17 protein-coding genes are annotated in these 21,454 nt (G+C 63.3%); 12 read left to right on the top strand and 5 right to left on the bottom strand.

Features of this window, described 5'->3' with window-relative positions; genetic code table 11:
- Positions 1 to 54: 54 nt before the first annotated feature.
- Positions 55 to 516: a thioredoxin family protein gene (locus tag ASF90_RS18870; protein ID WP_055853679.1), complete on the bottom strand. Its 462-nt coding sequence runs from the start codon at positions 514 to 516 to the stop codon at positions 55 to 57.
- A gap of 81 nt (positions 517 to 597) precedes the next feature.
- On the opposite strand from ASF90_RS18870, the gene ASF90_RS18865 reads away from it, so the two are divergent.
- Complete coding sequence (locus tag ASF90_RS18865) at positions 598 to 1,368, top strand: pseudouridine synthase (protein WP_055853677.1); 771 nt, start codon at positions 598 to 600, stop codon at positions 1,366 to 1,368.
- A 955-nt stretch (positions 1,369 to 2,323) separates the two neighbouring features.
- Here ASF90_RS18865 and ASF90_RS18860 read toward each other — a convergent pair.
- Positions 2,324 to 2,899, bottom strand: coding sequence for a DUF2059 domain-containing protein (locus ASF90_RS18860; RefSeq protein WP_193552578.1), 576 nt, complete (start codon positions 2,897 to 2,899; stop codon positions 2,324 to 2,326).
- Positions 2,900 to 2,956: 57 nt separating this feature from the next.
- Here ASF90_RS18860 and arfB point away from each other — a divergent pair, with 57 nt between their 5' ends.
- The 8 genes from arfB to lepB all read left to right on the top strand — a co-directional run bounded on the left by arfB (position 2,957) and on the right by lepB (position 14,039).
- Entirely contained in the window at positions 2,957 to 3,388 is a 432-nt protein-coding gene (gene arfB / locus ASF90_RS18855; RefSeq protein WP_011257289.1) for an alternative ribosome rescue aminoacyl-tRNA hydrolase ArfB, read from the top strand.
- A gap of 2 nt (positions 3,389 to 3,390) precedes the next feature.
- Positions 3,391 to 4,020, top strand: coding sequence for a lysophosphatidylcholine acyltransferase (locus tag ASF90_RS18850; protein WP_055853674.1), 630 nt, complete (start codon positions 3,391 to 3,393; stop codon positions 4,018 to 4,020).
- A 67-nt stretch (positions 4,021 to 4,087) separates the two neighbouring features.
- Complete coding sequence (locus tag ASF90_RS23680) at positions 4,088 to 4,447, top strand: DUF6869 domain-containing protein (protein WP_153066515.1); 360 nt, start codon at positions 4,088 to 4,090, stop codon at positions 4,445 to 4,447.
- A gap of 208 nt (positions 4,448 to 4,655) precedes the next feature.
- Positions 4,656 to 5,666: an isoaspartyl peptidase/L-asparaginase gene (locus ASF90_RS18845; RefSeq protein WP_055853673.1), complete on the top strand. Its 1,011-nt coding sequence runs from the start codon at positions 4,656 to 4,658 to the stop codon at positions 5,664 to 5,666.
- 254 nt (positions 5,667 to 5,920) lie between these two features.
- Positions 5,921 to 8,101 carry a peptidyl-dipeptidase Dcp gene (dcp, locus tag ASF90_RS18840; protein ID WP_055853671.1) on the top strand — a complete coding sequence of 727 codons (2,181 nt, stop codon included), beginning with the start codon at positions 5,921 to 5,923 and terminating at the stop codon, positions 8,099 to 8,101.
- Between the two features lie 227 nt (positions 8,102 to 8,328).
- Complete coding sequence (locus ASF90_RS18835; RefSeq protein WP_055853670.1) at positions 8,329 to 10,497, top strand: M3 family metallopeptidase; 2,169 nt, start codon at positions 8,329 to 8,331, stop codon at positions 10,495 to 10,497.
- A 268-nt stretch (positions 10,498 to 10,765) separates the two neighbouring features.
- On the top strand, positions 10,766 to 12,934 hold the full coding sequence (gene dcp / locus ASF90_RS18830; protein ID WP_055853668.1) for a peptidyl-dipeptidase Dcp: 2,169 nt from the start codon (positions 10,766 to 10,768) through the stop codon (positions 12,932 to 12,934).
- A 478-nt stretch (positions 12,935 to 13,412) separates the two neighbouring features.
- Positions 13,413 to 14,039: a signal peptidase I gene (lepB, locus tag ASF90_RS18825; RefSeq protein WP_055853666.1), complete on the top strand. Its 627-nt coding sequence runs from the start codon at positions 13,413 to 13,415 to the stop codon at positions 14,037 to 14,039.
- Between the two features lie 88 nt (positions 14,040 to 14,127).
- Here lepB and ASF90_RS18820 read toward each other — a convergent pair whose 3' ends face one another.
- Both ASF90_RS18820 and ASF90_RS18815 read right to left on the bottom strand, forming a co-directional pair.
- Entirely contained in the window at positions 14,128 to 15,057 is a 930-nt protein-coding gene (locus tag ASF90_RS18820) for an oxidoreductase (RefSeq protein ID WP_055853664.1), read from the bottom strand.
- Positions 15,054 to 16,121 (bottom strand): MBL fold metallo-hydrolase, encoded by a 1,068-nt coding sequence (locus ASF90_RS18815; protein WP_055853662.1) that lies wholly within the window; start codon positions 16,119 to 16,121, stop codon positions 15,054 to 15,056. Before ASF90_RS18815 ends, ASF90_RS18820 begins: the two co-directional genes overlap by 4 nt.
- Positions 16,122 to 16,219: 98 nt before the next feature.
- Here ASF90_RS18815 and ASF90_RS18810 point away from each other — a divergent pair, with 98 nt between their 5' ends.
- Positions 16,220 to 16,852 carry a TetR/AcrR family transcriptional regulator gene (locus tag ASF90_RS18810; protein WP_055853661.1) on the top strand — a complete coding sequence of 211 codons (633 nt, stop codon included), beginning with the start codon at positions 16,220 to 16,222 and terminating at the stop codon, positions 16,850 to 16,852.
- Between the two features lie 385 nt (positions 16,853 to 17,237).
- Here ASF90_RS18810 and ASF90_RS18805 read toward each other — a convergent pair whose 3' ends face one another.
- Positions 17,238 to 18,194, bottom strand: coding sequence for a LysR family transcriptional regulator (locus ASF90_RS18805; RefSeq protein WP_055853659.1), 957 nt, complete (start codon positions 18,192 to 18,194; stop codon positions 17,238 to 17,240).
- A 118-nt stretch (positions 18,195 to 18,312) separates the two neighbouring features.
- On the opposite strand from ASF90_RS18805, the gene aceB reads away from it, so the two are divergent.
- Together aceB and aceA are read left to right on the top strand one after the other, a co-directional pair.
- A complete protein-coding gene (gene aceB / locus ASF90_RS18800; protein ID WP_055853658.1) occupies positions 18,313 to 19,929 on the top strand; it encodes a malate synthase A in 1,617 nt (538 codons plus the stop codon).
- Positions 19,930 to 20,097: 168 nt separating this feature from the next.
- Positions 20,098 to 21,393: an isocitrate lyase gene (gene aceA, locus ASF90_RS18795; protein ID WP_055853656.1), complete on the top strand. Its 1,296-nt coding sequence runs from the start codon at positions 20,098 to 20,100 to the stop codon at positions 21,391 to 21,393.
- Positions 21,394 to 21,454: the final 61 nt, after the last annotated feature.

Below are 21,454 nucleotides of genomic sequence, written 5' to 3'. Positions count from 1 at the left end.
TGGCGGTTCGCGCCCTGGTGTGAGCCCGCACCGCCAACCCTGCACACCCGCGCGTCAGGGCGCGCGGTGGGCGTGCGCCACTTGGTCGAAGAACTGATAGATGCCGTCGTCGCTCATCTGGCGTGCGTTGGCCAGCTCGCCGGCACGCGTGGTGTAGAGCAGCGTGCCGGCCGGCGATACCACCACCGCAGCCGGGATGCCGTTCTGGATCGGGTCGCCGTAGCGCTGGCTGATGTCCAGGTTGTGGTCGAAATTACCCACGTCCACCTTGACCACAACAAACGAGCGGTCGATCAGCGGCGCGTTCTTTGCGCTGTGCAGCGAGGTATCCAGCGCACGGCAGTCGTGGCACCAGTTGGCGCCGAAAATCACCAGCGTGGGTTTGTGGGTTTTCTTGCCGGCGGCCAGCGCATCGCGCAGCTGGGTGCCGGCGTCGGCATGGTCGTCGTACGGCAGGGTCGAAGACTGCGCCAGCGGAGCGACCGCCAGCAGGCAAAGCAGGAGCCAGGTGCGCATGGGGGACGCTCCGTGAGGGGGAATCGGCATGCTGTGCCAGCGGCCTGATGCGGTCAACGGGCGCGTGGATAGCGCAGCGCAGTGGCATGCGGTGTCAGCGATGCGGATAATCCGCCGGTGAGCATATCCCCCAAGCATCTGCAGATTCTCTACCAGGACGATGTCCTGGCCGTCGTCGACAAACCCGCGGGCCTGATGGTCCACGACAGCAAGCTGGCGCGCGGCGAGGACGACTTTCTCGCCGATCGCCTGCGCGAGCAACTGGGCAAACCGATCTTCCTGGTGCATCGGCTCGACCGCGCGACCAGCGGCTGCCTGCTGCTGGCGTTCGACCGCGACAGCGCCAGCGCGCTGGGCAAGGCCTTGATGGCTGGCGAGGTGGATAAAAATTATCTGACCGTGTGCCGCGGCTGGCCGGCCGAGGATCGGTTCATCGTCGACCACGACCTGGATGGCGGCCCCGGCAAACCGGTCAAGAAGCCGGCGGTGACGCACTTCCAGCGGCTGGCGACCGGCGAGCTGGAAATTCCGTCCACCGGCTTTGCCACCTCGCGGTATGCGCTGCTGCGCTGCCAACCGCAGACCGGGCGCTTTCGGCAGATTCGCCGGCACATGAAGCATCTGTCGCATCACATGATCGGCGACACCAGCCATGGTGATGGACGCCACAACCGCAGTTTCCGCATGCTCGGTATCCACCGCATGCTGTTGCACGCCGAACGCCTGGAATTTCCGCATCCGGCCGATGGCAGGCGCATCAGCATCACCGCGCCGCTGGATGTGGAATTTGCCAAGGCGTGTGCGTTGTTTGGGTGGGAGATTGCGGGGTTGGGAGTCCTGCAACCAGCGTGATGTGGCGTGCCTGGTTCAGAGGTCGAAACGTCCACTCAGCCTGCTAGACATCTGCGCAAGCGTCCCCTCACCCCAACCCCTCTCCCGCAGGCGGGAGAGGGGCTCAAGCGCGACGCGCAATGTTCGCCTTCCTGTGTTGCCGCCCTCCCTGGTCGCCTTCCGAGTTGCTTCCTTCCCTCGCCTGCGGGGGAAGGTGCCCGAAGGGCGGATGGGGGCACGCTCGCCACTGCGGGCTCAAGACAGCAGCTCTTCCGGCGGCAGAAGTGCCAAGAGAGATCGAAACGTCCACTGAGCCTGATCGAGACGTCCACTCAGCCTGCTAGACAGCTGCGCAAGCATCCCCTCACCCCAACCCCTCTCCCGCAGGCGGGAGAGGGACTCAAGCGCAACGCGCAATGTTCGCCTTCCCGCGCTGCCGTCCTCCCTGGTCACCTTCCGAATTGCTTCCTTCCCTCGCCTGCGGGGGAAGGTGCCCGAAGGGCGGATGGGGGCACGCTCGCAGCTGCTGGCTCAAGACAGCAGTTCCTCCGGCGGCAGAAGCGCCAAGAGAGATCGAAACGTCCACTGAGCCTGATCGAAACGTCCACTCAGCCTGCTAGAGATCTGCGCAAGCATCCCCTCACCCCAACCCCTCTCCCGCAGGCGGGAGAGGGGCTCAAGCGCGACGCGCAATGTTCGCCTTTCCGTGTTGCCGCCCTCCCTGGTCGCCTTCCCCGCGTTGCTTCCTTCCCTCGCCTGCGGGGGAAGGTGCCCGAAGGGCGGATGGGGGCACGCTCGCCACTGCGGGCTCAAGGCAGCAGCTCTTCCGGCGGCAGAAGCGCCAAGACAGTCGTCTTCCGCCAGCTGAAAAGGTGAAGCACTCCCGTAACCGGCACTGCACGCAACCCGCATCAGCAACCGTTGCAGGAATCGCGCACCGACGAATTCCCACTCCTCATTCCCGACTGCCGTCCTTTCAGGGCTTCTTGGTCGCAGCAGGCTCGTTGACGATCTTCTCCAAATCCTTCTGCAGATCGGCAAACAGCGGCAGCATCTTTTGCTGGATGGCGCCCATCAGGTTCTGGGTCAGCGCCGGGGTCTTGTCCAGCAGGCTCTGGCCGGCCGAGCTCTCGTAGAACTCGGCCATCGCCAGCACGTCCTCGCGCGAGAACGAGCGCTTGTAGATGTCCACGTACATCGGGCGCAGCTCCGACCACGACAGCGCCTTGCGCACGGTCTGGCGGGTGCGTTCCTGGATGCGTTGCAGCTGCGCCTGCTGATCGGCGTCGAACTGGCGCTGCGCGGTGAGCTGGGCGAATTGCTGCTGCTGCATCGCTTCGATCTGCGGCAGCATGGTGTCGAGCATGGTCTGCGCGCGCGAGGCGGCCAGCAGACGGTTGACGTCGGCATCGGTGGGTGCCTGCGCCAGCGCGGCCGGGGCGGCCACCGCCAGCAGGGCGAGCAGCAGCAGGCGGCGGGCAAGCGCGCCTGCGGCGGCGAACGAATGAGGTGTCATCGGAGCATCCTGCGATCGGGGAACCGGCCGCAGGATACGGGAAGCTGGCGTTCGCGCGCGCGTCCACGCCGCTGCCGATACAATCGCGGGCTAATGGCCAGCGACCCGATCCAGATCACCCCCAGCCTGACGATTCCGCCCAGCGAACTCGTCGAACGCTTCGTGCGCGCCAGCGGCGCGGGCGGGCAGAACGTCAACAAGGTGTCCACCGCGGTGGAACTGCGTTTCGACGTGGCGGGGTCGCCCTCGCTGCCCGAGCCGTTGCGTGCGCGGCTGTTGTCGCGTCGCGACCGCCGCATGACCGCCGAGGGCGTGCTGGTGATCGACGCGCAGCGCTTTCGCACCCAGGACCGCAACCGCGACGATGCGCGCGAGCGGCTGGCCGAGATCATCAGTGCATGCCTGTCGGTGCCCAAGCGTCGGGTCGCTACCAAACCGAGTCACGGTGCCAAGCTGCGGCGGCTGGATGCCAAGCGTGAGCGCAGCCATATCAAGCGTGGACGCTCTGCGTCCCACTGGGAGTAAGCGTGAGTCACACCGACCCATCGTTGCCGCCGGTCACACAGGCCAACATCCTGCTGCAGTCAACCCCGCCCAGAATGCCGCGTGCGCACGGTCGCTTCGGCCGCTGGTTGGGCCGTACCGCTCTGCGCCTGACCGGCTGGCGGCTGCTTGGGCGGCTGCCCGACGAGCCCAAGTTGGTGATGATCGTGGCGCCGCACTCGTCCAACTGGGATGGCTTTGTGGGCTTTGCCGCCAAGTTCGCGCTCGGCTTCGATGTGCGCGTGCTGGGCAAGGCGCAGCTGTTCTGGTGGCCGCTGGGGCCGCTGCTGCGCAAGCTGGGCGCCATCCCGCTGGACCGCAGCTCGCCGCAGGGCACCATCGGCCAGGCGGTGCGGTTGATCCGCAACTCCGAACAGATGTGGTACGTGATCACCCCCGAAGGCACGCGCAAGCGTGTGGAGCAGTGGAAGGCCGGTTTCTGGAAGATCGCGTCCGACGCCAAGGTGCCGATCCTGCCGGTGTATTTCGACTACCCCAGCAAGACCGTGGGCATCGGCGAACCGTTCTGGACCGGCACCGACATGGCCGCCGACATCGCCGCCATTCGCACCTGGTACCGGCCGTGGCGCGGTAAGCATCGCGATACGTTGTGAGGGGCGGGAGAGCAGCCGAAAAGTTGCTCAGGGTCTCCCAACTTATGTAAAGCGGTATGGAGGGCTGATGGACATTGAAACTTGGGCATCGGCGTACATCGCCTTTCAGCAAGATGGCGCGGGCACAAACGAAAACCACCCGCTTTGGTGGGCGGTTAAAAGATTCATGGATGCTCCAGGCAGTGATGAATCTTGGAGCACGATTCTCGCAGTCCTGGGCAAGAATCCTCCCGATTCCGTGATTGGCGTGCTCGCGGCTGGGCCACTTGAAGATCTAATTCATGATTCCGGGCTCGACTATATTGAGCGAATCGAGCTGGAGGCACGCCGTAATCCGGCATTTCGTCATTTACTTGGCGGCGTGTGGAAGAGCGGCACACCAGAGGTGTGGGCGCGTTTAGAGGTAGCAAGGAGTTCCACTTGGTGACGCTCAACAGTTCATTCGAGCCTAATTTACTTTGCGGATCAGCTAACTCCTGATTTTCGGCTATCACCCGGTGTTAGTGCGACCCCACCGCGCAGCCGATAGAGCGCACCGGCATTGGCGAATATGTCGAACCCGCCTTCGCTGATCGCGCTTGCCGCCATGCCCGACACCACCTGGTCACTCAACCAACTTGCAGTGAGGAAACACCATGATCGCTTCGTCCGCTCGCGCGCTATGCCTCTCACTACTGCTCTGTGCCGGCCCCGCGCTGGCCGCCACGCCGATGCTGGTGATCCATGGGGGCGCGGGCGTGGAAAAATCCAGTCTTTCGCCCGACGAACAAGCGCAGGCACGTGAGGCGATGCAACGCGCGCTGCGTGCCGGCCATGCGGTGTTGACGCGCGGCGGCAGCGCGGTGGATGCGGTGGCCGCCACCATCACCGTGCTGGAGGACGCGCCGCAGTTCAACGCCGGGCGCGGTGCGGTGTTCACTCACGACGGCAAGAACGAGTTGGATGCGGCAATCATGGATGGCGCCAGCGGCAAGGCCGGCGCGATTGCCGGCGTGCACACGGTCAAGAACCCGATTCTGCTGGCGCGCAGCGTCATGGACCGTTCCAAGCACGTGATGCTGGTCGGCGACGGTGCCGAGCAGTTTGCGCGCGAGCAGGGTGTCACCTTGGTCGAGCCCAGCTATTTCCGTACCGACAAGCGTTGGCAACAACTGCAAAAAGCGCTCAAGGCCGAAAGCGGCGACCGCCAGGCACAGGCCGCGCTCGACCTGGAAACCGCGAAGCACTTCGGCACCGTCGGCGCGCTCGCGCTGGATCGCGACGGCCATCTGGCTGCCGGCACGTCCACCGGCGGCATGACCAACAAGCGTTACGGCCGTGTCGGCGACGCGCCCATCATCGGCGCCGGCACCTATGCCAATGCGCAGTGCGCGGTGTCCGGCACTGGCTGGGGCGAGTTCTATATCCGTGCGGTGGCGGCCTACGACATCTGTGCGCGCATGAAATACGCCGGGCAGTCGCTGCAACAGGCGGCCGATGCGGTCATCGATCAGCAGATTCCCAAGGCAGGCGGCGATGGCGGTGCCATTGCGCTGGATGCGCAAGGCAACATCGCCTTCCCGTTCAATACCGAAGGCATGTACCGCGGCTGGATCGGCGCCGACGGCAGCCCGCATGTGGCGATCTTCAAGGACGAGACGCTCTGACGGACGGGGTCGGCCGGGTCCCGGACCCGCTTACCGTTTCGACTGAGTGCTATCTCGCGATCGAACCCAGGAAAGCCGCAAAACCCCCTGCTGCACCGTGTCGCTCACACCGGCCAGGCGTGCCGAGCCTGCGGCTGCGCGCTTGCCTGCACCGTCCCCAAACCGCTGCATCCATCCAATCCAACGGCACATGCCAGCACCGCGCAAACCCGCTAGCGTGATCGGCTGCCGTACCCACTCAGGAATCACACGCCATGTCGCGTACCGTCGTTCTGGCCGCCGCCATCACCCTGGCACTGGCCGCATGTTCTGGAAAAGAGCCATCCGGTAAGGAGTCCACCACCGTGCCCGAAAAGACCACCACCCCGGCCGCCGACGCTGCGCCGAACCCGTTGTTGAGCGCCAGCACCCTGCCGTTCCAGGCGCCGCCGTTCGACAAGATCAAGGACAGCGATTACCTGCCCGCGTTCGAAGAAGGCATGCGCCTGCATCTGGCCGACGTGCGCAAGATCGCCGACAACACCGAAGCGCCCACCTTCGACAACACCATCGAAGCGATGGAGCGCAGTGGCGAAACGCTGACGCGCGTGTCGCGCATCTTCTTCGGGCTGGTGCAGGCCGATACCAGCGACGCACGCCAGAAAATCCAGGAAGAGATCGCGCCCAAGCTGGCCGCGCACAAGGACGAGATCAACCTCGACCCGAAGCTGTTCGCGCGCGTCAAAACCCTGTACGACCAGCGCGACACGCTGAACCTGGAGCCGGAACAAAAGCGTCTGGTCGAGCATGATTACGAAGACCTGGTGCGCGCTGGCGCGCAGCTCTCCGATGCCGACAAGGACAGCCTGCGCAAGCTCAACGTGGAAGAAACCACGCTATCCACCCAGTTCCATACGCGTCTGGTTGCAGCCTCCGCTGCCGGTGCAGTGGTGGTCGATGACAAGGCCAAACTCGACGGCCTGAGCGAAGGCGATATTGCCGCCGCCGCCGATGCCGCCAAGGCACGCAAGCTCGATGGCAAGTATCTTCTGACCTTGCAGAACACGACCCAGCAGCCGGTACTGGCGTCGTTGAAAGATCGCGCGCTGCGTGCCGAGGTGTTGAAGGCTTCCGAAACCCGTGCAGAAAAGGGCGATGCCAACGACACCCGCCAGACCATCCAGCGTCTGGCGCAGCTGCGTGCACAAAAAGCCAAGTTGCTCGGCTTCGACAATTACGCCGCTTATAGCCTGGGCAACCAGATGGCCAAGACTCCGGAAGCGGCGCTGAAGCTGCTGACCGACACCGTGCCGGCGGCCACTGCCAAGGCGCGCCGCGAAGTGGGCGAGATGCAGAAGGTCATCGACGCGCAGCGTGCCGATGCCAAGACCGGCGATTTCAAGCTTGCCGCCTCCGATTGGGACTTTTACGCCGAGCAGGTGCGCAAGGCCAAGTACGATCTGGACGAGTCGCAGATCAAGCCGTATTTCGAACTGGATAACGTGCTGCAGAACGGCGTTTTCTATGCGGCCACCCAGCTCTACGGCATCACCTTCAAGCAGCGCACCGACATCCCGACCTACCACGCCGACATGAAGGTGTACGAAGTCTTCGATGCCGACGGCACCTCCATGGCGTTGTTCTACACCGACTACTTCAAGCGCGACAGCAAGTCCGGTGGCGCGTGGATGGACGTGTTCGTCGAACAGGACGGCCTGACCGGCACCAAGCCGGTGGTCTACAACGTCTGCAACTTCACCAAGCCCGCTGCCGGCCAGCCGGCGTTGCTGAGCTTCGACGACGTCACCACGCTGTTCCATGAGTTCGGCCACGCGCTGCATGGCATGTTCTCCAAGGTGAAGTATCCCTCGATCGCCGGCACCAGCACCTCGCGCGATTTTGTGGAATTCCCCTCGCAGTTCAACGAGCACTGGGCGTCCGATCCGAAGGTCTTCGCCAACTACGCCAAGCATTATCAAACCGGCGCAGTGATGCCGGCCGAACTGGTGGAAAAGATCAAGAAGGCCAAGACCTTCAACAGCGGCTACGCCACCACCGAATATCTGTCGGCAGCGCTGCTGGATCTGGCCTGGCACACCCAGCCGGCGGATGCGCCGTTGCAGGACGTGAGCAAGTTCGAAGCCGATGCGCTCAAGCGCTTCAAGGTGGACCTGGCCGAAGTGCCGCCGCGCTACCGCAGCAGCTATTTCGACCACATCTGGGGCGGCGGTTATTCGGCCGGCTATTACGCGTATTTCTGGTCGGAAGTGCTCGACGACGACGCTTTCGAATGGTTCAAGGAAAACGGCGGATTGAACCGCAAGAACGGCGATATTTTCCGCGCCAAGATTCTCTCGCGTGGTAACACCGTGGATCTTGCTACGCTGTACCGCGATTTCCGCGGCAAGGATCCCAGCGTCAAGGCGCTGCTGGAGAATCGCGGTTTGACCGAGTGATCGGCAACCCTTAATCGGTGAACGAAACGGGATGGCGGTGCCATCCCGTTTCGTTTTCAAGGCCGCCGATTCCGTTCCTGCCGGATGTCATGCAGGCATCGCCCAGATACTTGGCGACAGCCAACGCGCAGTAGTGCAGCTGTGGCGCTCTGCTCATTCAGGGCCGATGCCGGACGTCGAGGCATCCGTCCTGTGTCCGGTTACATGTTCTGCAGGATCACTACACCATGCGACGTTCACTTATTCTGGCTGCTGCGGTCACCTTTGCGCTGGCCGCATGTTCGGAAAAGAATTCCCCGGGCACCACACCTGCCGCCGCAGGTGCCGCGACACCGGCCACCACATCTGCGGATCTGGCGTCCAATCCGCTGCTTGTGCCCAGCACGCTGCCATTTCAGGCGCCGCCATTTGACAAGATTCGCGACAGCGATTATCTGCCGGCCTTTGAAGAAGGCATTCGCCAGGTCCGGCACGAGTTGCACGGCATTACCGAAAACCCGGAGCCACCCACCTTTGAGAACACGGTTGAGGCGCTGGAACGCAGCGGCGCAACACTCGCCTATGTCTCCAACATCTTCTTAGGCATTTCAACTGCCGATACCAACGCTGCGCGGCAGAAAATCGATGAAGACATCGGCCCCAAGCTGGCCACCCTCGGCGATGAGATCGCACTGGATGCGAAGCTGTTTGCACGCTTCAAGACCCTTTACGATCGGCGCGATACGCTCGCACTGACGCCGGAACAGCTGCGCCTGCTCGAGCACGGCTATGACAGCTTCATCAAGGCCGGAGCGCAGCTTTCCGATGCAGACAAAGCCACCTTGCGCAAGCTCAACTTGGAAGAGACCAACCTCACCACCCAGTACCACAATAAATTGACGGCCGCGGCTTTGGCCGCTGCGGTGGTGGTGGACGACAAGACAAAGCTCGACGGCATGAGCGAGGGCGATATCGCTGCCGCCGCCGCTGCTGCCAAGGCGCGCAAACTTGAGGGCAAATATCTTCTGAGTCTGCAAAACACCACGCAGCAACCGGTGCTGTCTTCGTTGAAGGATCGCGCATTGCGTGCGCAGATACTGCAGGCCTCGGAAAAACGCGCCGAGCAGGGCGATGCCAACGATACGCGTGACACCATCAAGCGCTTGTTGCAGGTGCGTGCGCAGCGTGCCAGCCTGCTTGGGTACGACAGCTATGCGGCCTACAGCCTGCGCAACCAGATGGCCAGAACGCCGCAGGTGGCACTGAAACTGCTGACCGACACGGTGCCCGCCGCCACGGCCAAGGCACGCCGGGAAGCGGCACAGATCCAGGCGCTGATCGATGCGCAGCATGGCGGTTTTACGTTGGCTGCGTCGGATTGGGATTTTTATGCCGAGCAGGTGCGCAAGGCCAAGTACGATCTGGACGTATCGCAGATCAAGCCGTATTTCGCCTTGGATACCGTGCTCAATGATGGCGTCTTCTATGCGGCCACACAGCTGTACGGGATCACCTTCAAGCAGCGCACCGACATCCCGACCTATCACCCAGACGTAAAGGTCTACGAAGTCTTCGATGTAGACGGTACCTCGTTGGCGCTGTTTTACACGGACTATTTCCAGCGGGAGAGCAAGTCCGGTGGTTCGTGGGCAGGCTCCTTGGTCCAGCGCAACGGACTCACTGGCGCCAAGTCGGTGATCTATAACGTGTGTAACTTCAGCAAGCCGGCCGATGGGCAGGCTGCGTTGCTAAGCATGGAAGAAGTCACCACGATGTTTCACGAGTTCGGCCATGCGCTGCACTACATGTTGTCGACAGTGAAGTATTCCTCGTTGGATAGCGCCGCTACGCCGCGAGATTTTTCCGAATTCCCCTCGCAGTTCAATGAGCACTGGGCGACCGACCCATCTGTTTTCGCGCACTACGCAAAGCACTACAAGACCGGCGAGGCGATGCCGGAGGCGCTGGTGAAGAAGCTGAAGAATGCAAAGACCTTCAACAGCGGGTATCTGATGACCGAGTCACTCTCGGCGCAGATCGTGGACCTGGCCTTGCATGGCCAACCAGCGACCGCAGAGATGCAGGATGTGAGTGCCATGCAGGCCGACACGCTGAAGCGTTACAAGGTTGACCTGCCTGAGGTTCCGCCACGCTATGGCGCCAGTTATTTCGACCATATCTGGAGCCGTGGTTATGCGGCGAGTTACTACGCGTACTTCTGGTCGGAGGTCATCGACGATGACGCGTTCGAGTGGATCAGCGAGAACGGCGGTTTGACGCGGAAAAATGGGGATCTCTTCCGCGCCAAGATTCTCGCGCCTGGTAATTCGGTGGATGTGAGTCAGCTGTATCGCGATTTTCGTGGCAAGGATCCAGGCGTCAAGGCACTGCTAAAAAACCGTGGGTTGGCCGGGTGATCGGCAATCCTTAATCGGTGAACGAAACGGGATGGCGGTGCCATCCCGTTTCGTTTTTATCGCCAGTCATTCGCTCTCGCCAAGTCATCGGCCATTGCGCATGGGCACTATCCCTGCCCTATCGCCTTCAATGAGGTCATTGCATCTTCTGCAACAGCAAGCGCTGTCCTTAACCCCGCCATGCCGATCAGTTCGGCAGCACATGCCCGATGCCGGAAAACCGATTAACGTTGCCGGCTGCTGTGATCACTCAGGAATTCCATACTCCATGTCGCGTACCCTCATTCTGGCAGCTGCCATTACCCTGGCGCTGGCTGCCTGTTCCGGAAAAGAAGCGCCGGATACGCAGCCCGCGACCACGACCGGCAATACCGCCACCAGCCAGTCTTCTGTGGCCAGGTCCAATCCGTTGTTGACCGCCAGCACGCTGCCGTTCAAGGCGCCGCCATTCGACAAAATCCAGGACAGCGATTATCTGCCTGCCTTCGAGGAAGGTATGCGTCTGGAACTTGCGGACGCGCGCAAGATCACCGCCAACCCCGAGCCGGCGACGTTCGAAAACACCATCGAAGCATTTGATCGCGGCGGCGAGGTACTGTCGCGCGTGTCGGATATTTTCTCCGGGGTGATCTCTGCCGATACCAATTCGGCACGCGAGAAAATCCAGGAGGAGCTTGGGCCCAAGCTGGCGGCGCATAATAATGAAGTTATTCTGGATCCCAAGCTGTTTGCGCGCATCAAGGCGGTGCATGACCAGTCCGATGCGATGAAGCTCAATCCGGAGCAAAAGCGCCTGGTCGAGATCACATACAAAGGGTTCGTCGCATCCGGCGCGCTGTTGTCCGATGCCGACAAGATCACCGTGGGCAAGCTCAATGTGGAGGAAACCACGCTGTCCACGCAATTCCACGCAAAGCTGGTGGCTGCCACGGCCGCCGCTGCGGTGGTTGTGGACGACAAGGCCCGGCTGGCTGGCTTGAGCGAGGGCGATATCGCCGCCGCCGCCGATGCCGCCAAGCAGCGCAAGCTCGACGGCAAGTATCTGTTGACCTTGCAGAACACCACCCAGCAGCCCATTCTCGCCTCTTTGAAGGATCGTGCGTTGCGTGCGCAGATCATGCAGGCTTCGCAGAAGCGCACCGAACAGGGCGATGACAACGACACGCGCAAGGTGGTCCAGCGACTGGCGCAGTTGCGCGCTCAACGCGCCAGGCTGTTGGGCTACGACAGCTATGCCGCTTACGTACTGAACGACCAGATGGCCAAGACCCCGGATGCGGCGCTAAAGCTGCTGACCGACACCGTGCCGGCGGCCACGGCCAAGACGCGCCGCGAAGCAGCCGAGATTCAGAAAGTCATCGATGCCCAGAAAGGCGGTTTCAAGTTGGCCGCTTCCGACTGGGATTTCTATGCCGAGCAGGTACGCAAGGCCAAGTACGATCTGGACGAGTCGCAGATCAAGCCGTATTTCGAACTGGATAACGTGCTGCAGAACGGCGTTTTTTATGCGGCCACCCAGCTGTACGGCATCACCTTCAAGCAGCGCACCGACATTCCCACCTACCATCCGGACGTGAAGGTATACGAGGTGTTCGATGCAGACGGCACCTCGATGGCGCTGTTCTACACCGACTACTTCAAACGCGACAGCAAGTCCGGTGGCGCGTGGATGGGATCATTCGTCGATCAGAGCGGGCTGACCGGCGCCAAGCCGGTGGTCTACAACGTCTGCAACTTCACCAAGCCCGCTGCCGGCCAGCCGGCGTTGCTGAGTTTCGACGACGTCACCACGGTGTTCCATGAGTTCGGCCACGCGCTACACGGCATGTTCTCCAAGGTGACCTACGCGGGGATTTCCGGAACCAAAACGCCGCGCGACTTCAAGGAGTTTCCCTCGCAGTTCAACGAGCACTGGGCCTCCGATCCGAAGGTCTTCGCCAACTATGCCAAGCATTATCAAACTGGCGCAGTGATGCCGGCCGAGCTGGTGGAAAAGATCAAGAAGGCCAAGAGCTTCAATAGCGGCTACACGATCACCGAGACCCTGTCGGCATCGCTGCTCGATCTGGCCTGGCACACCTTGCCGGCCGACGCACCCTTGCAGGACGTGGGCCGGTTCGAGACCGATGCGCTCAAGCGCTTCAAGCTGGACATGGCTGACGTGCCGCCGCGGTATCACAGCAGCTATTTCAACCATATCTGGGAGATGGGTTATGCAGCCAGCTATTACGCCTACCTCTGGTCGGAAGTGCTCGACGACGATGCCTTCGAATGGTTCGAAGAAAATGGTGGCTTGAACCGCAAGAACGGCGATATTTTCCGCGCCAAGATCCTCTCACGCGGCAACACCGTCGATCCGGCCACGCTGTACCGCGATTTCCGCGGCAAGGATCCCAGCGTCAATGCATTTCTGGAAAATCGTGGGTTGACGGAATAAGCGATGCGTTTGGGTGGCTTTGTTTGCACCGGTGAGCGCTTGCAGTAGACGAAACGGGATGGCCCTTGTGCCATCCCGTTTGCGTTAGCGCAATCGGGAAGGTGCAGTAAACCTACGGTTGTTGCTGTTGCTGTTGTTTTCGCCATTGGCTTCTCAATCCCCATGCCGCAGCGGCAAGTCCGGTAGTGACAACCCGCAGGGCGGCGTGCATGGATGCGCGAGGTTTTTTTGTAAGCAACATGCACGTCCCTGATAAAAATGTATCCCGCAGATTGCGAACCTGTCGCAGCGCAACGGGCTGAGGACGTGTTTCGTTGTTGCTCGATCGGCCACCGGCTGGTGAAACACGTTTGCTTACTCGCGCAAGTCCCCACACGCAACAACGGCCCTTGCCATGTCTTTCGTCACTTCCACAGCCCATCGCCCAGGCGCATCGTCGGAGCGCCAAGCCGGCTGCCGACCACCCGACAGATCTCCCATGCACCCATCGCATCCCACCTCCCGCCTTCAGCGCGCCGCACAGTGGTCGCGCAAGGAACTGCTGCCGCTACTGGTCATGCTGGTCTTGCTGACCGCTGCGCGCTCCTCGTTTGCCAATCATTACCAGGTGCCCAGCGGCTCGATGCAGCCGACCTTGCAGCCGGGCGATCGCGTGGTGGTGGATATGCACGCCTACGGCTGGCGATTGCCGCTGAGCAACCGCATCGTCATCGATGGCGACCGACCGCAGCGTGGGGATGTGGCGGTGTTCGATTCGCCGCGCGATGGCACGCGGTTGATCAAGCGCGTGGTGGCCGTGGCAGGCGACCGTGTGGATCTGCGCAATGGGCATTTATCCATCAACGGCCAACCGCTGCAGATCGATGACGAGGGTGAGCGCGAGCGCTTCGGTGCGCGCATTGCGCACCTGAATCTGGATGCCGGCGGTGGGCCGGATCTGCACGATGTCCGCGTGCCGGCCGGCAAGGTATTGGCGGTGGGCGACCACCGCGGCGATAGCCTGGATGGGCGCTATTTCGGTTTTGTCGATGCCTCGGCGGTGTACGGCAAGGCAGTGGCGGTGTATTACCGGCGCGGCGAAGGCCTGGAGTGGAACCGGCTGTAGGCACTGGCGCAGCAGTGCCCGCGCAGCGCGTGCGGGCCTGCAGGCGAACACGCGCAGCCGATGCGCAACCGTCTGCAGCGCGTCGTGATCAGAGCGCCACATCCGCCAGCGTGCAGGAGGTTTCCCACAAGCGCGTTGCCACCTGCCGGTCGTGGACCTGGCGGGCGATGGTGGCCGGGCCGGGGGCGCCCTTGAGTTCGAACAGGCCATCCGGGCCGTAGTACCCGCCGCCCTGTGCCTGCGGGTCGGTGGCGGCATACAACGTGGGGAGCGCGCCAGCGGCCGCGGAGTGGCTGATGTAAGGCCCCAGTAGCGCGGTCGCTGCACCGATTGCGGTGCGGCGACCACCAGCCGCCGGTCCGTTTGCGATCAGGGCGGTACGCGCCAGACCGGGATGCGCGGCGATGGCGCGCAGGCCCCAGCCCTGCGCGTCGCTGCGCCGCTGCAGTTCCATGCTGAAAATCAACATCGCCAGCTTGGACTGGCCATACGCCTTCCACGGCCGATACGGGCGTGCGGTCTGCAGATCATCGAAATCGATGCGGGCACTGCGATGCGCCAGACTCGACAGGTTGACCACACGTGGCGCCGCTGCCGCGCGCAGCAGCGGCAGCAGCTGCGCGGTCAGCGCGAAATGCCCCAGATAATTGCTGCCGAACTGCAGCTCCATTCCGTCGGCGGTGGTCTGCCGCTGCGGCGGCGCCATCACACCGGCGTTGTTGATCAGCAGGTCCACCCATTGCTGGCGCGCGCCAAGTCGCTCGGCGAACGCGCGCACCGATGCCAGGTGTGCAAGGTCCAGCGTTTCCACGCGCACCGTGGCGTGCGGATGCACGGCGAGCAGCGCCTGCCGTGCGGCTTCGCCCTTGTCGGCGTTGCGCGCAGTCAGCACCACGCTGGCGCCGGCACCGGCCAACGCCAGCGCGGTCTCATAGCCCAGCCCGCCCACGCTGGCGCCGGTGATGACGGCCACTTTTGCGCGCTGCGGTGGCATGTCGGCCAGGGTCCAGCCGCTCATTGCGCCAACGCCAGCGTTTCGGGCAGCGTGCGCCACCAGCGCTCGCCGGTGGCCGGGCTGCGTAAATCCACCCGTTCGCCCATGTGCGGGGTGGCCAGCGCGACGTTCGCGGCCGCTGCCAGCGCCACGATGCGTTCCAGCGGCTCGGACCAGACATGCATGGCCAGATCGAAGGTGCCGTTGTGGATCGGCAGCAAGGTACGGCCGCCGATATCGATAAACGCCTGCAGGCTCTGCTCCGGTTGCATGTGCACGTCCGGCCACATCTGGTCGTAGGCGCCGTTTTCGATCAGCGCCACATCGAACGGCCCCAGACGCTGGCCGATCGTCTTGAAGTGCGGGCCATAGCCGCCGTCGCCGCTGAAGAACACCCGCAGATCGGCGTCCTGGATCGCCCACGAGCACCACAGCGTGCGGTCGCGGTCGAACAGGCCGCGGCCGGAAAAATGCCGCGACGGCGTGGCGGTGAGGGTCAGGCCACCTACGTCCACCGATTGCCACCAATCCAGCTGCCGCACCTTGCCCGGGTCCACACCCCAGCGCACCAGCAGATCGCCCACGCCCAGCGGCGCGACGAATACACCGACGCGGTCGGCCAGGGCGCGGATGGTGGCGCGGTCCAGATGGTCGTAGTGGTTGTGCGACAACAGCACGCCGGCCAGCGGCGGCAGGTCGTCCAGCGCGATCGGCGGCGCATGGAAGCGCTTGGGGCCGGCAAACGCGAACGGCGAGGCGCGCTTGGAGAACACCGGGTCGGTCAACCACAGGCCGCCACGCAGTTTCATCAGCACCGTGGAATGGCCCAGCCGGAACAGGCTATGGTCGGGCGCGTCGCGCAGCTGCGCCGCGCTCAGTGGCAGCACCGGCAGCGCCTGCGACGGCACCGTGTGCGCGGGCTTGTTGAACAGCACCTCCCACAGCAGGCGCAGGCCAGCCAACACACCGGGCTGACTCAAGCGGGTGGGCAGTGCGTTGCGGAACCGGCCGTTGCGGAACTGCGGCGAGGCGGCATGCGAAGCGGTAGGTGGCAGGTGGCGGGACTGGGTGAGCACGACGCTATCCATCGTTGGGGGCGGGCGAACCGGCGGTACCGGCGCTTTAGTTACACTACACAGTGTAGTTTTATTTTGGGAATGTAAACTGCTCGGTGTAACATTGCACCATGTCCAGTTCATCCGACGCAGCGCCGGCACCGCAGCGGCTTACCGACCGCAAGCGCCACGCCATTCTCGAAGCGGCCATCGCCGAATTCAGCCAGCACGGGTTCGAGGCCACTAGCATGGACCGCGTGGCCGCGACGGCGGGCGTGTCCAAGCGCACCGTCTACAACCATTTCTCCAGCAAGGACGCGTTGTTCGGCGAGATCCTGCGCGGGCTGTGGCAACGCAGTGCCGAGGCAGTGAGTCTGGTTTATCGCCCCGACCAATCATTGCGCACGCAGTTGACGCAATTGCTGCAGCAAAAGCTGCGGCTGCTCGACGATGCCGCCTTTATCGATCTGTCGCGCGTGGCGATTGCCGAATGCATCCACTCGCCCGAACGCGCGCGCGCCCTGCTGGCGCAACTGGGCAGCAAGGAAGAGGGCACCACCACCTGGCTGCGCGCCGCGCTGGCCGATGGCCGCCTGGCAGCGGTCGATGCGGAATTCGCCTCGCAGCAATTGCAGGCGCTGGTGAAGGGGTTCGCGTTCTGGCCGCAGTTGGCGATGGGGCAGCCGCCGCTGTCGCCCGCCCAGCAAGCGCAGGTGGCCGAGTCGGCGGTGGAGATGTTTCTGGGGCTTTACGGGCGCGAGTAAGTGCCGCAGGCAACACGGCTTCGCGTCCATCGGGCGGCGTGGGCGGTGCCTGCAATCGGCACTGCTGCCCGCACACTTCGATTCATTCGCGCTGTCCGCACGCATCTGACCAAGGCGCTCTAGTTGTTGGTCTTCAGCTGTGCCTGTGCACACGGGCAGGCGTTAACAAGCGCGCATTGTTGTCATCTAAATGACGCTTGCGAGCGCGCACTGCCGACGTACACGGGGCTCCTGGGTAAGGCCACGCAACTCATCGCCTGTGCAACGGTTTCGTGCATGCTTTGTTGTCACGCTACTGCGCAGTATCAGCGTCCGGCACGGTGCGAAGGCGACGGTGCGCGGGGGGGCGTTAAATCAGTTATCGCTCGCTGCGAGAGCGATGTTGCTAGCGCTCCGAATCGCCACTCTCGTCATACCCGCGCGGCGTAAACAGATCCGGCTGGATCAATTCGATAAACGCGCGTGCCTGCGGCGATAGATACTTGCCCTTGCGTACCACCACGCCATAGCTGCGGGTGGGGAAGTATTCCTTGAGCGAGCGCGTTGCCAGCTTGTCGCGATCGGCATCGGTCACGCAGATCGCGGTGACGATGGAAATGCCCATGCCCATCGCCACGTACTGCTTGATCACTTCCCAGCCGCCCACTTCCAGCGCCACCGTGTACGGCACGCGCGCCTGCTGAAAAATCAGGTCGACCAGGCGATAGGTCACCTGCCGACGTGGTGGCAGGATCAACGGATAGGGCGAGAGATCCTGCAGCGACACCGTGGCCTTGTGCGCCAGCGGGTGATCGGGCGGGGTGATCAACAGCTGCTCGAAGCGATACACCGGCGCGTAGTTGAGATCGGCCGGCACATCCAGCATCGAGCCGACCGCCAGGTCCACCGCATCCTCGCGCAACAGGTCGGTGCCGTCGGCGCTGATCGCGTTGTGCAGGGTCAGCCGCACATCCGGGTGGCGGGCGCGAAAGTTCGCCACGATGCGTGGCAGCAGATACAGGATGGTGGAACTGTTGGCGGCGATGTTGAGCTCGCCGGCATCCAGCCCGCGCACTTTTTCGCGGAAGCTCGCCTCCAGGCCGTCCAGGCTTTCCACCAGCGGCAGTGCCATGTCGTACAGCAACTGTCCCTCCCGGCTGGGCGCCAGGCGTCGCCCGGAGCGCTCGAACAAGGCCACCCCCAGGTCGCGCTCCAGCGCCTGCAATTGCAGCGTCACCGCCGGCTGGCTGACGTATAGCGCCTCAGCAGCCCGTGAGACCGAGCCCAGACGGACCGTCTGACAGAACGCACGCAGCGGCTTGAGGCGGTCGGATTTATAGGAAAATCGAGGGGTTGGCGCCATGTCGAGCAGGCTTCCAGCGTAAGTATAAGTCCAGCTTATTTACAGCATTGATAAAACTGCTTTGTCAAATAGTTGGTGGGGGCGCACGGTGCAGGTCCGGATGCACAAGGACCTCCACATGTCTGCCACCGCTTTCGCTTCACGTCCCACCGCCCACGCCACGCCCGGTCTGTCGCTGACCACCCAGGTCGCAGGGCAGGCGGAGCTGCTGCCGCCGGCCGCGCTGGCGCTGCTGGTGTCGCTGCATCGGGCGATCGAGCCTGGCCGCCAGCAGCGTCTGGCCCAGCGACGTGCCCGCCAGGCCGCCTTCGATGCCGGTCAACTACCGGACTTCCGTGCCGACACCCGCGCCATCCGCGAGGGCGACTGGCGCGTGGCCGCGCTGCCGGCGGCGCTGCAGGACCGCCGCGTCGAGATCACCGGCCCGACCGACCCCAAGATGGTCATCAACGCACTGAACTCCGGTGCCAAGGTGTTCATGGCCGACTTCGAGGATTCCACCGCGCCGACCTGGCGCAACCTGCTGGCCGGCCAGCGCACCCTGGCCGCCGCCGTGCGCGGCGAGCTGACCTTCGATGCGCCCAATGGCAAGCACTACGCGTTGCGCCCCGAAGCCGAGCGTGCGGTGCTGATCGTCCGCCCGCGCGGTTGGCACCTGGACGAAAAACACGTCCACATCGATGGCCAGCCGCTGGCCGGCGGCCTGTTCGATGCGGCACTGTTCGCCTTTCATAACGGCCGCGCACTGTTGGCCAAGGACCGCGGCCCGTACCTGTATCTGCCCAAGTTGCAGAGCATGGAAGAAGCCGCGCTGTGGGACACCGCGCTGGCGCATATCGAGGCGATGCTGGGTCTGCCGCATGGGCAGATCAAGGTCACCGTGCTGATCGAAACGCTGCCGGCGGTGTTCGAGATGGACGAGATCTTGCACGCGCTGCGCGAGCGTATCGTCGGGCTCAATTGCGGGCGCTGGGACTACATCTTTTCGTATCTCAAGACCTTTCGTGCGCACCGCGACCGCGTGTTGCCGGAGCGTGGCCAGGTCACCATGACCCAGCCGTTTTTGAAGGCGTATTCGGAACTGCTGATCAAGACCTGTCACCGCCGCGGCGCGCATGCGATGGGCGGGATGGCCGCGCAGATTCCGATCAACCACGACGAGGCCGCCAACGAGCAGGCCATGGCCCGCGTGCGCGCCGACAAGCTGCGCGAGGTCACCGCCGGCCACGATGGCACTTGGGTGGCGCATCCGGCCTTGATTCCGGTGGCGATGAAACTCTTCGACGAGCACATGCCCACCGCGCATCAGCAGCATGTGTTGCGCAACGATGTGCAGGTGACGCGCGACATGTTGATCGCACCGTCCGCCGGCAGCGTCACCCGCGCCGGTTTCGAAGGCAATGTCGAAGTCTGCGTGCGGTATCTGGCGGCCTGGCTGGACGGCAACGGTTGCGTGCCGATCCACAACCTGATGGAAGACGCCGCCACCGCCGAAATCAGCCGCGCGCAGCTGTGGCAGTGGCTGCATCACGGCCAGCATCTGGACGACGGCACCGCCATCGATCAACAGCTGCTGCAGGCAACCTTGCGCGCATTGCCGGCACGCTTGGGCACAACCACGGCACTCCCCGGCGCAGCGCGAATCGATGAAGCCATTGCGTTGCTGGAAGAGCTCAGCCGGGCCGATGAACTGGCGGACTTTCTCACCGTGCCGGCGTACCAACTGATCGATTAATCACTGCGTTGCAGCGACACCTCGCACGCTGTCGCTGCACTCCTCACCTCCACGCAGTACACGCCCGTTGCGCGCATGCGCAACGACGGCGTCGCCATGCCGCATGCCGTGTCATGCATGCCGTTTCTTCCTCGTTCCATCCGTCGTCCCTCTTCAGGAGAACGCAAGATGAGCACCGCACTGCAAAACGCCGAACAACTGCAGCAGGACTGGACCACCAACCCGCGCTGGACCGGCATCACCCGCAACTACACCGCCGCCGATGTGGTGCGCCTGCGCGGCACCGTGCATGTGGAGCATTCGTTGGCGCGCTTGGGCGCGGACAAGTTGTGGACTTCGTTGCACGCCACCCCGTTCGTCAACGCCCTGGGCGCGTTGACCGGCAACCAGGCGATGCAGCAGGTCAAGGCCGGCTTGAAGGCGATCTATCTGAGCGGCTGGCAGGTGGCAGCCGATGCCAACCTGGCCGGGCAGATGTATCCGGATCAGTCGTTGTACCCGGCCGATTCGGTGCCGGCGGTGGTCAAGCGCATCAACAACACCTTGCTGCGCGCGGATCAACTGCATCATGCCGAAGGTAACGACACTATCGACTTCCTGCAGCCTATCGTGGCCGATGCCGAAGCCGGTTTTGGCGGCGTGCTCAACGCCTTCGAGCTGATGAAGGCGATGATCGAAGCCGGCGCTGCCGGCGTGCATTTCGAAGATCAGCTGGCATCGGTCAAGAAGTGCGGCCACATGGGCGGCAAGGTGCTGGTGCCCACGCGCGAAGCCATCGAAAAATTGAACGCCGCGCGCCTGGCCGCCGATGTCTTGGGTGTGCCGACGCTGCTGATTGCACGCACCGACGCCGAAGCGGCCGATCTGATCACCAGCGACGTGGATGCCAACGATCAGCCGTTCACTACCGGTGAGCGCACCGTCGAAGGTTTCTTCAAAACCCGCAACGGGCTGGATCAAGCCATCAGCCGCGGGTTGGCGTACGCACCGTATGCGGATCTGATCTGGTGCGAGACCGGCAAGCCGGATCTGGAATTCGCGCGTGCATTTGCACAGGCCATCCATGCCAAGTTTCCAGGCAAGTTGCTGGCCTATAACTGCTCGCCCAGCTTCAACTGGAAGAAGAATCTCGACGATGCCACCATTGCCAAATTCCAGACCGAGCTGGCGAGCTATGGCTATAAATTCCAGTTCATCACCCTGGCTGGTTTCCATGCGCTCAACTACGGCATGTTCCACCTGGCGCACGGCTATGCGCGCCGCCAGATGAGCGCCTTCGTCGAGTTGCAACAAGCCGAATTCGATGCGGCGGAAATGGGCTTCACTGCGGTCAAGCATCAACGCGAAGTGGGCACCGGCTACTTCGATGCGGTGACGCAGGCGATCCAGCAGGGGCAGTCGTCCACCACCGCGCTGCGCGGCTCTACCGAAGAAGAACAGTTTCACGGCGAGAAGGCGGCCTAGCCTGCAGCGGGCTGCCCACGTTTCGCCACCCCGGGAGGGGGAAGGGCTCGGGAAACCGGGC

The organism is Xanthomonas sp. Leaf148 (assembly GCF_001423585.1).
GTDB lineage: Bacteria > Pseudomonadota > Gammaproteobacteria > Xanthomonadales > Xanthomonadaceae > Xanthomonas.
The sequence above is the reverse complement of the archived record's forward strand: the minus strand, read 5'-3'. Positions and strand labels throughout refer to the sequence as shown.